Source organism: Paraburkholderia sp. TE9906 (assembly GCF_056279605.1).
Genome location: NZ_JBWCCT010000003.1, coordinates 275968 through 291534 on the forward strand (window position 1 = coordinate 275968; position 15567 = coordinate 291534).

Annotated in this window: 12 protein-coding genes and 3 tRNA genes; 4 read left to right on the plus strand and 11 right to left on the minus strand. The window is 62.0% G+C overall.

Annotation, left to right across the window (positions count from 1 at the left end; genetic code table 11):
* Window positions 1-67: 67 nt before the first annotated feature.
* From ACZ9H4_RS09015 to tig, 7 genes are all read right to left on the minus strand, one after another.
* A tRNA-Asp gene (locus ACZ9H4_RS09015) sits at window positions 68-144 on the minus strand.
* A 47-nt stretch (window positions 145-191) separates the two neighbouring features.
* Window positions 192-267, minus strand: a tRNA-Val gene (locus ACZ9H4_RS09020).
* A gap of 56 nt (window positions 268-323) precedes the next feature.
* Complete coding sequence (locus ACZ9H4_RS09025; protein ID WP_408142391.1) at window positions 324-596, minus strand: HU family DNA-binding protein; 273 nt, start codon at window positions 594-596, stop codon at window positions 324-326.
* Between the two features lie 338 nt (window positions 597-934).
* Window positions 935-3355, minus strand: a complete 2421-nt coding sequence (lon, locus tag ACZ9H4_RS09030; protein ID WP_408142393.1) for an endopeptidase La — start codon at window positions 3353-3355, stop codon at window positions 935-937.
* 200 nt (window positions 3356-3555) lie between these two features.
* Entirely contained in the window at window positions 3556-4827 is a 1272-nt protein-coding gene (gene clpX, locus ACZ9H4_RS09035; protein ID WP_121318261.1) for an ATP-dependent Clp protease ATP-binding subunit ClpX, read from the minus strand.
* A gap of 187 nt (window positions 4828-5014) precedes the next feature.
* The gene (gene clpP, locus ACZ9H4_RS09040; protein ID WP_007182010.1) at window positions 5015-5668 is read right to left on the minus strand and encodes an ATP-dependent Clp endopeptidase proteolytic subunit ClpP; all 654 of its coding nucleotides are present in this window, start codon (window positions 5666-5668) and stop codon (window positions 5015-5017) included.
* A 186-nt stretch (window positions 5669-5854) separates the two neighbouring features.
* Window positions 5855-7201: a trigger factor gene (gene tig / locus ACZ9H4_RS09045; protein ID WP_476118838.1), complete on the minus strand. Its 1347-nt coding sequence runs from the start codon at window positions 7199-7201 to the stop codon at window positions 5855-5857.
* A 610-nt stretch (window positions 7202-7811) separates the two neighbouring features.
* Here tig and ACZ9H4_RS09050 point away from each other — a divergent pair.
* Window positions 7812-8957, plus strand: a complete 1146-nt coding sequence (locus ACZ9H4_RS09050; protein WP_476118839.1) for a glycerate kinase — start codon at window positions 7812-7814, stop codon at window positions 8955-8957.
* A gap of 63 nt (window positions 8958-9020) precedes the next feature.
* Window positions 9021-9473: a MarR family winged helix-turn-helix transcriptional regulator gene (locus tag ACZ9H4_RS09055; protein ID WP_408142400.1), complete on the plus strand. Its 453-nt coding sequence runs from the start codon at window positions 9021-9023 to the stop codon at window positions 9471-9473.
* A gap of 143 nt (window positions 9474-9616) precedes the next feature.
* Here ACZ9H4_RS09055 and ACZ9H4_RS09060 read toward each other — a convergent pair whose 3' ends face one another.
* A complete protein-coding gene (locus ACZ9H4_RS09060) occupies window positions 9617-11092 on the minus strand; it encodes a DUF3999 domain-containing protein (RefSeq protein ID WP_476118841.1) in 1476 nt (491 codons plus the stop codon).
* Between the two features lie 348 nt (window positions 11093-11440).
* On the opposite strand from ACZ9H4_RS09060, the gene ACZ9H4_RS09065 reads away from it, so the two are divergent.
* Window positions 11441-11728, plus strand: a complete 288-nt coding sequence (locus ACZ9H4_RS09065) for a hypothetical protein (RefSeq protein ID WP_476119031.1) — start codon at window positions 11441-11443, stop codon at window positions 11726-11728.
* Between the two features lie 104 nt (window positions 11729-11832).
* On the opposite strand, the gene ACZ9H4_RS09070 is transcribed toward ACZ9H4_RS09065, so the two are convergent.
* Window positions 11833-11919, minus strand: a tRNA-Leu gene (locus ACZ9H4_RS09070).
* 220 nt (window positions 11920-12139) lie between these two features.
* Between ACZ9H4_RS09070 and ACZ9H4_RS09075 the strand changes: the two genes are divergently transcribed.
* The gene (locus ACZ9H4_RS09075; RefSeq protein WP_476118842.1) at window positions 12140-12964 is read left to right on the plus strand and encodes a squalene/phytoene synthase family protein; all 825 of its coding nucleotides are present in this window, start codon (window positions 12140-12142) and stop codon (window positions 12962-12964) included.
* Between the two features lie 116 nt (window positions 12965-13080).
* Here ACZ9H4_RS09075 and ACZ9H4_RS09080 read toward each other — a convergent pair whose 3' ends face one another.
* Together ACZ9H4_RS09080 and ACZ9H4_RS09085 are read right to left on the minus strand one after the other, a co-directional pair.
* A complete protein-coding gene (locus ACZ9H4_RS09080) occupies window positions 13081-14310 on the minus strand; it encodes a DUF1501 domain-containing protein (protein WP_408324326.1) in 1230 nt (409 codons plus the stop codon).
* A 771-nt stretch (window positions 14311-15081) separates the two neighbouring features.
* Window positions 15082-15411, minus strand: a complete 330-nt coding sequence (locus ACZ9H4_RS09085) for a hypothetical protein (protein WP_476118843.1) — start codon at window positions 15409-15411, stop codon at window positions 15082-15084.
* Window positions 15412-15567 lie beyond the last annotated feature (156 nt).

The window sequence follows — 15567 nt, forward strand, 5'->3', positions numbered from 1 at the left end:
CAGAACGCCCGATCTTACAACAGCGGGCAATAAAAAAGGCGAACCGGAGTTCGCCTTTCGTGGATACTGGCGGAGTGGACGGGACTCGAACCCGCGACCCCCGGCGTGACAGGCCGGTATTCTAACCGACTGAACTACCACTCCTTATACTGCGCTTTGCTGCATTGAAACACTTGAGCCGAATCTGAAACTGGTGGGTGCTGAGAGGCTCGAACTCCCGACCTACGCCTTGTAAGGGCGCCGCTCTACCAACTGAGCTAAGCACCCGTTTCGTGATTCAGTGTGCTTCGTTGCTGCCGCCTGCTTCTCAAGCAGCAAGCCCATTAGTTTAGCGCATCCTTCAGAGCTTTGCCAGGCCTAAATTTAGGGACCTTTGCCGCCTTGATTTTAATCGCGGCGCCGGTGCGCGGATTGCGGCCCGTACGCGCGGTGCGCTTGCCGACCGCAAACGTGCCGAAGCCGACCAGAGTCACCGAACCGCCTGTCTTCAGTGTAGCTTTGACGCCACCGATCACTGCATCGAGTGCACGGCCTGCCGCAGCCTTCGAAATGTCGGCCTGCTGTGAAATGTGATCGATCAATTCCGTCTTGTTCATTCCAACCCCCGAGAATGTTTATGACAATCGTGACGGTGCTCTGTCGCACCTGGCATCACGCGGCCGGCGGGCAACGCCGGGCCGCCTCATTAGAATTGGCCGAAACCCTTGTGTCAAGCGGGGTTGAGCCTGATTCGACGCGTTTTAAGGGGATTTTTATAAGCAAATCTTGTCGGCCGTCACCGCGCAGGCAATCTGTCACCCGGAGCACTTCGTGCGATGCTCACAAGGTGGGAAAACGTGACCCACGAACGCATTGCAAAATCGCGCGGGCAATAAAAAACCCGCGGCCGTAACCGCGGGTTTCTGTTCAGCAAGCAGCTTCGCTTCTGAATGCTTTAGTGCTTCACAACCTCTGATGCCGCGTCTTTGCCCGGCTCGGCCGCGACAGGCGCAGCAGGCTTCGGCTCTTCTTCCGGCAATGCTTGCGGCACACGTTCGAGCGCCAGTTCGAGCACCTTGTCGATCCAACGGACCGGCACGATTTCGATCGCGTTCTTCACGTTGTCCGGAATCTCCGTCAAGTCCTTGACGTTTTCTTCCGGAATCAGCACCAGCTTGATGCCGCCGCGATGCGCCGCCAGCAGCTTTTCCTTCAGACCGCCGATCGGCAGGACTTCGCCACGCAACGTGATTTCGCCCGTCATCGCGACGTCGGCACGTACCGGAATACCGGTCAATACCGACACCAGCGCGGTCGTCATCGCGATACCGGCCGAAGGACCGTCTTTCGGCGTCGCCCCTTCCGGCACGTGGATGTGAATGTCCTGCTTCTCGAACGCTTCGTCCTTGACACCCAGACGACGCGAACGCGAACGCACGACCGAGCGCGCCGCTTCGACGGATTCCTTCATCACGTCGCCGAGCGAACCCGTGCGAATCACATTGCCCTTGCCCGGCATCACCGCGGCTTCGATGGTCAGCAGATCGCCGCCCACTTCCGTCCACGCAAGGCCCGTGACCTGGCCAACCTGATTTTCCTTCGCAGCCAGACCGAAGTCGTACTTGCGCACGCCAAGGAAAGTGTCGAGATTGCTGCCGTCGACCTTCACCGCACCTTCCGCCTTCTTCAGCAGAAGCATCTTCACGACCTTGCGGCAGATCTTCGAAATTTCACGCTCGAGCGAACGCACACCCGCTTCACGCGTGTAGTAACGAATGATGTCGCGGATCGCGGTTTCCGTCACATCGACCTCGCCATCCTTGAGGCCGTTGTTCTTCTTCTGCTTCGGCAACAGATAACGCTGCGCGATGCTGACTTTCTCGTCTTCCGTGTAGCCCGACAAGCGGATCACTTCCATCCGGTCGAGCAGCGGCGGCGGAATGTTCAGCGAGTTCGACGTCGCCACGAACATCACATCCGACAGATCGAAGTCGACTTCGACGTAGTGATCGGCGAACGTGTGGTTCTGTTCCGGATCGAGCACTTCGAGCAACGCCGACGACGGATCGCCGCGAAAATCCTGACCCATCTTGTCGACTTCGTCGAGCAGGAAGAGCGGATTGCGCACGCCGACTTTGGTCAGACTTTGCAGAATCTTGCCGGGCATCGAACCGATGTACGTACGACGGTGACCGCGAATCTCGGCTTCGTCGCGCACGCCGCCGAGCGCCATGCGCACGAACTTGCGGTTCGTGGCGCGAGCGATCGACTGACCCAGCGACGTCTTACCGACACCCGGAGGCCCAACGAGGCACAGGATCGGCGCTTTGACCTTGTCGACACGTTGCTGGACCGCGAGATACTCGAGAATGCGTTCCTTCACCTTCTCGAGACCGAAGTGGTCTTCGTCGAGCACGCGCTCCGCATTCGAGAGGTCATTGTTGACCTTGCTCTTCTTGCGCCACGGCAAGCCGATCAGCGTGTCGATATAGTTGCGCACGACCGTCGCTTCCGCCGACATCGGTGACATCAGCTTGAGCTTCTTCAGCTCGGCGTCGGCCTTCTTCTTCGCTTCCTTCGGCATGCGGGCAGCCGTGATGCGCTTCTCGAGCTCTTCGAGGTCTGCACCTTCTTCGCCTTCGCCGAGTTCCTTCTGGATCGCCTTGACCTGTTCGTTCAGGTAGTACTCGCGCTGGCTCTTCTCCATCTGGCGCTTCACACGCCCACGGATGCGCTTTTCGACCTGCAGGATGTCGATCTCGGCTTCGAGTTGCGCGAGCAGATGCTCGAGTCGCTCGATCACCGGGAACATTTCGAGGATGTGCTGCTTCTGGTCGAGCTTGAGCGGCAGATGCGCCGCGATCGTGTCGGCCAGACGCCCGGCTTCGTCGATACCCGACAGCGATGTCAGGATCTCCGGCGGGATCTTCTTGTTCAGCTTCACATACTGGTCGAACTGCGACACGATCGCGCGGCGCAACGCTTCGGTTTCAGCGCTGTCGGCGTGGTCGGGTTCGAGCGGCATGACTTCGCACGAGAACTGCGTTTCCTGCTCTTCGATGGAAAGCGTTTTCGCGCGCTGCAAGCCTTCGACGAGCACCTTCACGGTGCCATCGGGCAGCTTGAGCATCTGCAGGATGTTAGCAACACACCCTACTTCGTACATGTCCTTTTCGGTCGGCTCATCTTTCGCAGCCGTTTTCTGGGCGACGAGCATGATGTGCTTGCCGCCTTCCATCGCTGCTTCGAGAGCCTTGATCGACTTCGGGCGGCCTACGAAGAGCGGAATCACCATGTGCGGGAAGACGACTACGTCACGCAGCGGGAGCAGCGGGAGCGTAATGCGTTCCGGCGGGAGGAGTTGGGTTCCTGACATTTCATTTCCCCATGAGTGGAATCAGTTCGTTCGATAGGTGAGGCCAGCAGAAAATATTGCAAGCCTCCGCGTGTGGGAAAAGTTCAGTGACTCCGAAGGTTCAGTGACTCCATAGTGAAAACAACCATCCTGACCACACGATAAACGAAAAAGCCGTTCACGTCGCCATGAACGGCTTTTTTACAGAACCCGAAAGCCGATCAGTTCGAACCCGCGACCTTGGGCGCGTCTTCGTAGATCAGTAGCGGTTTGCCGTCGCCGTCAATCACGTTATCGTCGATGATGACCTTGCTAACGCCTTTCATTTGCGGCAGGTCGTACATCACGTCAAGCAACGCCTGTTCCAGGATGGAGCGCAAACCACGCGCCCCTGTCTTGCGACGGATGGCTTTCCGCGCCACAGCCTGCAACGCACCCGGACGGATTTCCAACTCGACGCGCTCCATGTTGAACAGCTTGTGGTACTGCTTCACCAATGCGTTCTTCGGTTCGACGAGGATTTTCATCAGCGCCGCTTCATCGAGCTTGCCGAGCGTGGCGACCACAGGCAGACGGCCAATCAGCTCAGGAATCAGGCCGAACTTGATCAGATCTTCCGGCTCCACTTCGCGCAGCACTTCGCCGGCGTCACGGTCCTGCTTGCTCTTCACGCTCGCGCCGAAACCAATACCGGTCTTCTCGGTACGATCGACAATGACCTTCTCGAGCCCGTCGAATGCGCCACCGCAAATGAACAGAATGTTGGTGGTGTCGACCTGGATGAAGTCCTGATTCGGATGCTTGCGACCACCCTGCGGCGGCACCGACGCCATCGTGCCCTCGACTAGCTTCAGCAAAGCCTGCTGCACACCTTCGCCCGACACATCGCGGGTGATCGACGGGTTGTCGGACTTGCGGCTGATCTTGTCGATCTCGTCGATATAGACGATGCCGCGCTGAGCCTTGTCGACTTCGTAATTGCAGTTCTGCAGCAGCTTCTGGATGATGTTCTCGACGTCCTCGCCGACATAGCCGGCTTCCGTCAGCGTGGTTGCATCGGCAATCACGAACGGGACGTTCAGAAGGCGCGCGAGCGTCTGCGCGAGCAGCGTCTTGCCGGAACCGGTCGGACCGATCAGCAGGATGTTGCTCTTGGACAGCTCGATCTCATCCTTCTTGTCGAGATGCTTGAGGCGCTTGTAGTGGTTGTACACCGCGACCGCGAGAATCTTCTTCGCGCGTTCCTGACCGATCACGTACTGGTCGAGAATCTCACGGATTTCCTGCGGACTCGGCAGATCGGACTTCGACAAGCCCGCTTCGATGCCCGCGCCGGCAGCCTCGTCGCGAATGATTTCGTTGCACAGGTCGATACATTCATCGCAGATGAATACCGACGGGCCGGCAATCAGTTTCTTGACTTCATGCTGGCTCTTGCCGCAAAACGAGCAATACAACAGCTTTTCGCTGTTAGAACTTTTCTTGTCCGCCATAGATGTGTGAGCCTCCGGACACTCAATTACATGATACGCCGTTTGCCCCCTGCCTCGCAGTGGGCCGCACCGCAGGGAACTTGAGCCAAGGTGACGGCGCTTGCCGCAGGCGCTCGGACGGGTCTTGATTATTTCACAATCGATCCGATGGCGGTTTTGCCCCAATTACGGGCAAAACCGCACCAGATCAAGGACGCTTGTGTGCGACCTGGTCAACCAGACCGTAAGCTTGCGCGTCGTCACCGGACATGAAGTTGTCACGATCGGTGTCGCGCGCAATACGTTCGACGGGCTGGCCCGTATGGTGCGCGAGCAGATGGTTCAACCGCTCCTTCAAATACAGAATTTCGCGCGCCTGGATCTCGATGTCCGACGCCTGACCGCGCGCACCGCCCAACGGCTGGTGAATCATCACGCGCGAATTCGGCAGCGCAAACCGCTTGCCCTTCGCGCCCGCCGCCAGCAGGAACGCACCCATGCTCGCCGCGAGACCCATGCACAGCGTGGAGACGTCCGGCTTGATGAACTGCATCGTATCGTAGATCGCCATGCCGGCCGACACCGAACCGCCCGGGCTGTTGATGTAGAAGCTGATGTCTTTGTCCGGATTCTCGCTCTCCAGAAACAGCATCTGTGCCACGACGAGATTCGCCGTCTGGTCGTTCACTTCACCGACCAGGAACACGATGCGTTCCTTGAGCAGACGCGAATAGATGTCATACGAGCGCTCGCCCCGGCCGCTCGTTTCCACGACGATCGGCACCAGTCCGAGCGCCTGCGCTTCGAGATCCCGGGACGACTGGGAGGTCAACGTGTCCAGCATTTGAGCGCGAAAGGTCATGCAATGGATCCTTGTCTGGAAATATTCTAAATATCAGATGCTGGACAGGTGGTGTGCGACGAGCCCGTATTCAAGTGCGCGATCAGCGCAAACGCGTTGCGCGACACAACGCAATGCACAGTCACAGCACAAAAAAACGGCGTGCGGGCCGTCACTCCGACAGCCGGCACGCCGTTGCAGCGACGCTTACGCTTGCGCCGTTGCGCTTGCCAGTTCTTCGAAGCTCACTTCCTTGTCCGTCACCTTGGCCTTGCTGAGCACGAATTCGACGACGTTGGCTTCAACGACGTACGCTTCCATTTCAGCAAGACGTTGCTGGTTGGAATAATACCAGCGGACGACTTCCTTCGGGTCTTCGTAGCTTTTCGCGAATTCGTCGACTTCGGCGCGAATCTGCTCCGGCTTGGCTTGCAGCTCGTTGGCCTTGACCAGCTCGGCCAGCACGAGGCCCAGCTTGACGCGGCGCTCGGCTTGTTCCTTGAACATGGCGGCCGGGATCGGCGCGTCTTTGGCGTTCGGCACGCCGCGTTGCTCCAGATCCTGGTGCGCCATTGCGACGAGGCGTTCCTGGTCCTGTTCGATCAGCGCGTTCGGCACGTCGAGTTCCGAAATCTTCAGCAGTGCGTCCATCACCTGGTTCTTGACGATGGCTTGCGTGCGGCGCTTCGCTTCGCGTTCGAGGTTGTCCTTGATCTCTGCGCGCATCTTGGTCTGATCGCCGTCTTCGATACCGAGCGACTTCGCGAAGTCAGCGTCGATTTCCGGCAGGTGCGGCCATTCGATCTTCTTCATCGTGATCGTGAATTGCGCCGTTTTGCCCGCCACGTCCTTGCCGTGGTAGTCCTCAGGGAACGCCAGATCGAATTCCTTCGTCTCGCCGACCTTCAGGCCTTGCGCCGCCTTTTCGAATTCCGGCAGCATGCGGCCTTCGCCCAGCACGAACGCGAAGTCTTCCGCGCTGCCGCCCTGGAACACTTCACCGTCGATCTTGCCGACGAAGTCGACCGTCACGCGGTCGCCGTCTTTCGCCGCCGTATCCGCGCCGCCGTCGCCATGCTCGCCGGCTTCGCCGCGAGCGTGGAAGTGCACGCGCTGCTTGCGCAGGATTTCCAGCGTGCGGTCGATTTCCGCTTCGCTGATGGTGGTCGTGGTGCGCTCGATCTCAGCCGTGGCGACGTCGCCCAGCTGCACTTCCGGGTACACCTCGAAGGTCGCATCGAACGCGTAGTCGCCTTCGACCGCGTCGGCCTTCGGCGCGAAGCTCGGCTGACCGGCAACGCGCAGGTTCTCGGTGCGGCTGATGTCGAAGAACTCCTTGCCGACCTTGTCGCTCAGCACTTCGGCTTCCACCTGGCCCGAATACTGTTGCGTCACCATCTTGAGCGGCACCTTGCCCGGGCGGAAACCCGGCATGCGCACGTTCTTCGCGAGTTGACGGATACGCGAGTCCACTTCCTTCTGCACGGCGTCCTTCGGCAGGGAAATCGTTACGCGGCGTTCGAGCTTGCCGAGGTTCTCAACAACGTTAGCCATGGCTTCAATCGTCCTAAAATTATTCGAGCGAATCAGTTATCTTCTCCGTGCCGCTTTTCGATGTCGCGTTTGCGTCGTTTAGCATCGATTGCGCGCCTGCGCCGCGGGCTTGCAGGCCGCCGGCAGCACGGTTGGGTCCAAAGAGCCGAATATTTTAGCAAACTATTTGCGCACCTAGCCGGGATTCGATGAATGCGCGCGTTTTTATCGGCATTCCGGGGGCTTTCCGGGCTGTTTCGGCACGGTTTCGGTGCGGGTGGCGTGCCGCTTCCGTCATCCTGGCGCACGCTCGCAGGCATATTTCTCCGCACCTGCGTCGTCGGCTGAGCGAAGGTAACGCGGCACGAGCGGGTGGTCGCGTCGATTGCGAATCTCCCGATTCGCCTTGGGTAAACGATTCCGATTCGGTGGCGTTGCGGCGTACTGGCTGGCAGCGGCAACCGGCAACCATTGCACACTCAACGCGCGCCACGACGGACGATCCCGGCTATGCCTTTCGACATATTCAGTCGGCCCGCCCATGCTGATAAGCTAACGAACGCGCTCGGGGCTGCGTCCGCATCGCTTCATTTCCCCGCCCTCGCAACAATTCCAACCATTTAGAGACACCATGCCGAACTCGCCGTCCTCGCCTGTCGTCGTCATTGCCCCCGACTCCTTCAAAGGCTCGCTTAGCGCGGAGCAGGTCGCGCAGGCGATCGCATCCGGCATCCTGCGCGCCCGCCCCGATGCCAGCGTGCGCATCTGCCCGATGGCCGACGGCGGCGAAGGCACCCTCGACGCCATGCTCACGAGCGGCGGCGAACGCCGCAAGCTGAGCGTGTGCGGCGCGGCCGGCCCGCTGCGCGAAGCGCTGACGGGCCTGCTCGCGGACGGCAGCGCGATCATCGAGACGGCGGAAATCGTCGGCATTACGGATCCGGTCGGGATGGGCGTGCCCGTCGAAGCTCGCAGCACGCGCGGCATGGGCGAAGCCATTCGCGCGCTGCTCGACGCCGGCGTGCGGCGCTTTTTCGTCGCGCTCGGCGGGAGCAGCACGAACGACGGCGGCGCCGGCCTGCTAACAGGCCTCGGCCTGAGGCTATTCGATGCGCAAGGCAACGAGCTCGAGGGCACACCCGAACAGTTGGCGCGCGTTGCGCGCCTCGACGTCTCGCAACTCGACGCCCGGCTCGCGGACACGCAGTTCGTGGGCATGTCGGACGTGGATAACCCGCTCACCGGCGAGCACGGCGCGACAGCCGTGTTCGGTCCGCAAAAAGGCGTCAAGCACGACCAGATTGCGCCGATCGACGCCGGCCTCACCCGCTTTGCCGACCTGCTCGAGGCCGCGCTCGGACGCGTGGCGCGCGATCAGCCCGGTGCGGGCGCGGCCGGCGGCCTCGGCTTCGCGCTGCATATGCTCGGCGCGCAGTTCGAGCCGGGCGCGGAAACGGTCGCGCGGCAGATCGGCCTCGATGCGGCGCTCGAAGGCGCGAACTGGCTGATCACCGGCGAAGGCCGTTCGGACGTGCAGACGCTACACGGCAAAGCGCCTTTTATCGCGTGCGGTCATGCGCGCGCGGCCGGCGTGCCCGCCACGCTGCTCTCCGGAGGGGTCGACTCCGCCGCGTTGCCGCGTCTCGCCGAATACTTCAGCGGCTGCTTCTCTCCGGCACCCGGGCCGATTACGCTCGACGTCGCGATTCGCGATGCGGCACGCCTGCTCGCCGACGAGGCCGAACAACTGACGCGCCTCAAATACGGCTCGCGTTGACCGGCGGAACGGTTGCGGCAACAATCACAGCGCCGCGACCGCTCCACTCACCACGGGATCACCATGAAGGACTCCGCCAAAGCCGGGCTCGAACAGTTCCTCACGTATCGTCTCCACGTGCTGAACAAACTCGCGGAGCGTGGCATCAGCGAGCGCTATCAGGCGAAGCTCGGCGTGACCTTGCCGGAAGCGCGGGTGATTGCATCGGTGGGTTCGTTCGGACCATTCTCCATCATGGAGCTGGCGAGGCATGCCAATCTCGACAAAAGCCAGGCGAGCCGCGCGGCCGAAGCGATGATCCGGCAAGGACTCGTGCAGCGCCGGCCGAGCGCCGAAGACGGCCGCGTGGTGCTGGTGTCGCTGACACCGGAGGGCCGCGCGCTGTACAGGAAGGTGATGCCGATCGCGCGCAAATGGAACGACGATATGTTCGATTGTCTCGACGAGCGGGAAAAGGCCGCGTTCGGCGACGCGCTCGACAAGATCATCGAGACGATGATAGAGCGCGTGGCGTAAGCGGTGGAGCGTGAATGGACGGCACGTGCCCTGCGATGATCTGCCTTGCATACGGCTCGCTCTGCGCGGGTTGATTCGCCGCAGCGCTCAACTCTGCTCCATTCGCTTGACTGCGTGGCGGCCACCCTCATCCACCCGCCCAATCACCTTTTCTCCCCGTCCGGCCCTTCGAGATTCGCATTGCGAACGATTCCCGCATCATCCACCGCGGAGCTTGTCACGCCGGGCGCGGCGGGCACATCAGCCGCCACTTTCCGCTCGCGTGACTGCGCGACGCGCGCGAGCCACCACACGATCATTCCGAGCGAACTCACGGCCAGCACTAAAGCCAGCCACGACAGATAGCGGCGCCGCACATCCGGATCGCTGACCACCGACGAGCCCGCACTCGTGCCTTGCGCAACGGGCAGCAGTACATCACCCAGACGCGCCCTCGCCACTGTCGACGACGCGCCCGCCAGCAACTCGTCCCGCCCCACCGCCGCCGATGACGCAGCCGCGCTTCCCACCATGAGCACGAACGGTGCGGCCCCGCGCGCGGCAAAACTCAGTGTCGCCGGCTGCCAGCCTGCAGCAACGGTCAAACTGCCGCCGCCCAGTCCGCCATTGCGCGCATCGACCACCACCCGCCATTGACGATCTGTGTCCGGCTTCAATTCGAGCGATGGATTGTTCTGTTCCACCGCGCCGTTATGCAAGCGGAACAGCATCGCACGGGAGACCTCGCGCCAAGGCGCGTCCAGTCCGGCTCGCGAGTACACGACGGCAGGCGCCACCATATTGGGCTGCGGCAGGATCACGCGCAAACGGTCTACCGGATATGGGCCGCCTGTCGTGAAGAAATACTCGCCGGCTCTCGGACCCGCGTGAGCGACGATGCCTTCGCGCCATTCGCGCTGCGCGTCGCCCCGTCGCGCCGGTCCGGCGATGCCCGTCTGCACTTCCGCGTCCATCGACTCGACATACGGCGCGCCATCGAGCCAGCGCAGTCGCAGGTAACGCGCGTGGGCGCCGTCCAGTTCGATGCGGTCCTGACTCAGCAGGCTGCCGTTGTAGTTGACCTTCAGCAGCTGTTCATCGCCCGCGGGTTGCCAGTGACGCAAATCGTCGCTCGACTCGATGCTCACGCGGCCCTGGTAGTTGTCGTCACGCAGATGCACGCGCAGCGCGACGACTTGCCCAGATCGCGGCGCGCGCCCGGTATCGATCAGATCTACGTCATGCTGGGCGCGCGGCGGTGGCGCCGAGGTCGCGCGCAACGAGCCATCGGCCGCCATCGCTACCCCGACCGGTGCGCCGTTGCCGCCTGCCGCGGCCCGCGGCACGGGAAACCAGCTCACGGCACGCAGAGCCGGCGCAGGGCGCGCGGGTTCGCGCGGCGCGTCGAGCGAGTACGGCACCGCTTCGCCGGCGCCGTTGAATACGCGCACGTCACCGAGGTCGTTGCGCTGGCTGGCCGCATAGACCGCCGCCGGCAGCGTCACGCTGTAGGACGCGGCGCCGTCTTCGAGCTGGAGCGCAAAACGTTGCGCGAAATGGTCGGCCGCGGCTGCGGGCGGCGGCAGCCACGCAGCGGCGATTGCAAAGCACCAGCCGGTCAGTCTCAAAGCATGCGTCATTGTTCAGTTTCCAGGACCACTGCTCGGGAGTGAAACGGGTAGATAACCAGACAGGTCAGACAGCGAAAGGAAGACGACGATTGCCGTCTGAGCGCACCGCCAGCGAGGCAGAACGTCCGGCTCATCCTCCACGTGATCGACGTAATACACAGACCATCGAGAATACCTAAACTGACGCCTGCGTGCGTCGAGGTGACATCCGCCGGCCGCGAACCGGCGCCCCCATGCCGCGATACTGCACAACCCGCGCGGCCATCCCGCCGAATTCGCGACACCCCGGCAACCATGTCAAAATTCGGCACCGGCCACCGAGCCTTCACCCCCCACTTTTCATCCAAGGAAGTTTCAGTGGACATCAACAAACAGGTCGCAGCCCTCACCGCTTCGGAACTCCAGACCGCCGGCGCGAGCCAGGCGACGGCGATCGCGGTCAGCGTACTGCTGCATCATCTTCGCTCGCCCGAATTGGTAAAACTGTTGTCGTCGGCATTCGAAAACCATCAGGCGGTCATGCTGCAGACGCCGTGGCCGGATCAGATGCTGCAGGCTTTCGAATCGACCCGCCGTTTCCTCGAAGGCGCAGCGCAGGCGGAACTGCCGGGCGCACCGGCGCAATCAGACACGCCGGGCGCCTGAAGCGATGTCGGGCAGACTCTGTCCGAGCTGCGCGCCAGAGCCGGACCAGAAACAAAAAACCCCGTCAGTCCAACGACTTAACGGGGTTTTTCGCTACAGATAAATGGTGCGAGGGAGGGGACTCGAACCCCTACACCCTTGCGGGCGTCAGGACCTAAACCTGGTGCGTCTACCAATTTCGCCACCCTCGCAGCCGGGCACGCCGCCAAGCGCCCTGCCCGATGTCCTGCCTGCTTTCGGCCGCGCCAGAAACACGCGCCCGAAAGCGTAAGCGCGAGATTCTAACCGATTGATTCGCGCTTGTCTGCATCTGTCCGGTGTCTGTAGAAGCGGCGCCGATGCTAGAATTTCCGGCTTGACGCAGGCACGCCGTGCCCTTCTTCGCCTGCCCTTGCCCACATTTCCAATCCAGTGAATTTCGACGAATATTGCCAGCAGAAAGCGGCGCCGCCCGGATCGAGCACTTACTATGCGCTTCGGCAGGCGCCCACAGCAAGTCAGCCATTGTTGACGGCGCTGTTCGCATTGCGCCGCGAGTTCGAGGAAACGGTCAAGGAAACCAGCGACCCGACCATCGGCCGCACGAAGCTCGCATGGTGGCAAAACGAGATCGCCGCGCTGTCTTCGGGTTCGCCCTCGCATCCGGTTTCCAAGGCGCTGGCCGCCTATCTGCCCGACGTGAAGGTGGCATATCCGGCGCTGCAGGCATTGCTCGCCGGTTTCGAAATCGATCTCGACCAGGCGCGTTACCTCGACTATCCGAATCTGCGGCGTTATATGCAAAGCGTGGGGGGCACCTTTGCGTCGCTGGTGGCACGCACGACGGCGAAGGACGCCACGCAGGCACCGGCCTGGTCGGCGCCGCTAGGCGAGGCGCTGACGCTCGCGCAGTTCGTCGCCGAAACCGGCAACGACGCGCGGCACGGCCGCATCTATATTCCGATCGACGAAATGCAGCGCTTCAACGTCACCGCAGCCGATCTGATCAACCGGAAATACAGTGACGCGTTCACCGAGCTGATGCGCTTCGAAACCGGCCGCGCGCGCGCCGCGCTGCAAACCGCGCTCGCCGCGGTGCCCGCGCACGAGCGCCGCGCGCAGCGCACGCTGCTTGCATTGGCGGCGCTCGCGTTGGCCCTGCTGGATGAAATCGAACGCGACGGTTATCACGTTCTGCATCAACGCATCGCATTGACGCCGATCCGCAAACTCTGGATTGCGTGGCGCGCGAAATAGAAGCGACCGGCCGACGCGGCACGGTACGCCGCCCGGTACTGTTTGGCTCCACTTCGCGCAGCTGGACGCTCAGGCGATCAATCGTCGAAAGCATCGCCATCGCGCTCGATTCACCATCAAACGTTCAATAGCGGCAAGGGCTCGAACCGCTGTTGCAATATCGCCGATGCATCGAGCCCCCACCAGGAGCCCAGCACGGTTGCATAGAGTTGCCGAAAATCGACGCCGAGCGGCAAATTGCCGTTGCCGTCGAGCCGTGCGAGGGCGGGCGGCATGCCGTACAAGCCGCCCCGCACACGTCCGCCCATCACGAAATGCGGTGCGACGGTGCCGTGCTCGGTGCCCCTGCTCTCGTTCTCTCGCGGACAACGCCCGAACTCGGCATAAGTCATCACCAGCGTGCTCTCCCAGCGGCCGAGCTCGACGAGCGCCGACTTCATCGCGGACAGCCCTTCCCCGAGTTGCCTGAGCAAGGCGGCCTGCTGAGCCGGCTGGTTCTGGTGCGTATCGAAACCACTCAGCGTCAGGCGGATGACTGCGACACCCTGCCCGCTTTTCGTCGAGTCGCGCGCGGTGTTCGCAAAGGGGAGTTCCTTCGGCGCATCGCGAGTGGCGAACATTTGCATCGCCGTTCTGATCGAACTACCGAATGCGCCGTCGGGAAACTTCGTCTTCAATTGCGCATGACCCTGCGTGGGACGCAGGCGATAGGCGGCTTTCGGGATACTGTTCCCGACGTTGTTGTGAAGACGCGTCTGCGGCGACCCCAGCGTCGCGGGCCACGTCACGTCGACGAACTGTGCCGGATTGGGCAGAGAGAGAACACGTGCACCGTGCGCGAGCGGGCCCTGTTCGGCGCTGCCGATCACCACACCATCTGCGGCAAAGCCGGCGGGCACCGGCATTTGGGCGAACGCGCGTGTCAACCAGCCTTCGCGCAGATACTGGTCGGAGCGCGACGCGGTGTCCCAGATTTCGGTCGATCGGAAATGCGAGACGTTCGGCTGCGCATAGCCGACGCCCTGCACGATTGCCAGCTGCCGGCCGCGCCAAAGCGGGAGCAGCGGCCGCAACGAAGGATGCAGCGCGGTATGCTCATCGAGTTGAATCGCCTGCTCGCGCTTGATGCCGATGTTCCTGCGCAGCGTGTAGTAAGTGGGATCGGCAAACGGAATTACGGTATTCAAACCGTCGTTGCCGCCTTTCAACTCGATGAGGATCAGGAGATTGTCGTACCCACGGCTTTGGGATATGCCAGCCGCCATCGTCTGCGCGCCGAACGAACGCGGCAACCAGAGCGTCGCGCCGGAAGCTGCGCCGATCGACAGAAAGCTGCGTCGTTTCATTATTACCCTCGTTCTATTGGTATGGCGCGGGTCGTGTCTGCGTCGATACGTCCAGCGAGGCGCACGCAGTCGAACGGGTCGTCATCACGACGACTGTCGGGAGCGGCAACACCATGCGCTGCAACGACTGATTAATCTGCGACCCCCAGTTCGCCATCGGCGTAGTGTTGCAAGGCGGGAGTGAGGCTCGCGACATCGAAGCGTACGCCACCTTGGCCGGCTCGCGCTCTGTGCGTTCCAACGACGGCCGCTTCTCCATCCTGGACGATGCGTTGTTCGCCCGCGAACTTCGAGTATCGACAATCCGATGAGCTTGAATGCTACGGGAGAAGTTCTCACGTGAGCTTGCTCTTGCGATGGGCGGAGTCATCGAGCCGCCTCGGCATCCCGGCACAATGGCTTGCGCCGTCATGCAGACTGGCTTTCCCAAACCTCAGCGTGAAACGGCTATTTGAGAGCCGCATCGACGGCGTGTTCGTCGGCTTTCGCACACAGGCCGAGCGTAATGTTTCGTAACGCTGCGCACGCGCAGGCTGCCATTCGACATGCTGCTCATCGGCACCCGCGACGGCCCCACCCCGGCAAGCCCCAGCAATCATCCTGATTGACGGCGCAGGAAAAAAGTCTCCGCACAGGCGCACGCAGATCACTCCTCGCTGCTCAAAAGCAGAGGAGACGCAAATTGCTCAATGGGATGGGAGGGACAACGAGATTTTTTCTTCACGCGGCGAGGCTGCGCGACCTGTGTGCCACGAGCGGGCACGAAAAAAGCTACCGCTTATACAGTTCACGCACAGCATCTTCGATGTGCTGCCGCAGCAGGCGCCGTTCGTCGGGCGTCATATGGCCATCACGACGACGCTGATCAAGATCGGGGGGAACTGCAGTGCGCAACATGATGTCTGACGCGGGGCGATCGGCATTCGGGCTACTGCGGCGATTGGTCCGCGCGTTCCCGGGCCTGGGCGCGTGTTCACTCGCAGCTCTGCCGGCGGAAGGCTGGGCATGGGCGGGCGTTGGGCCCAGTGAGCCTGCAAGCGTACCGGCAACCGCCAGTGCAATGACGCTCAGGCGCACATTCGGCCAAACCCCTCCTTTCATGTTGTTCCCTTCGTGGCGCGGCAACCGGCTACCTCAAATGCGTATACAAACCCCGGTAACGAGCCGGGTGCGAGAGTTGTGGTCGGGTGAAGTATCCACCGAACAGCCGCATTCAGTAAAGGAGTCTACCTGCCCGCGCTTTACGTCGTGCCACAG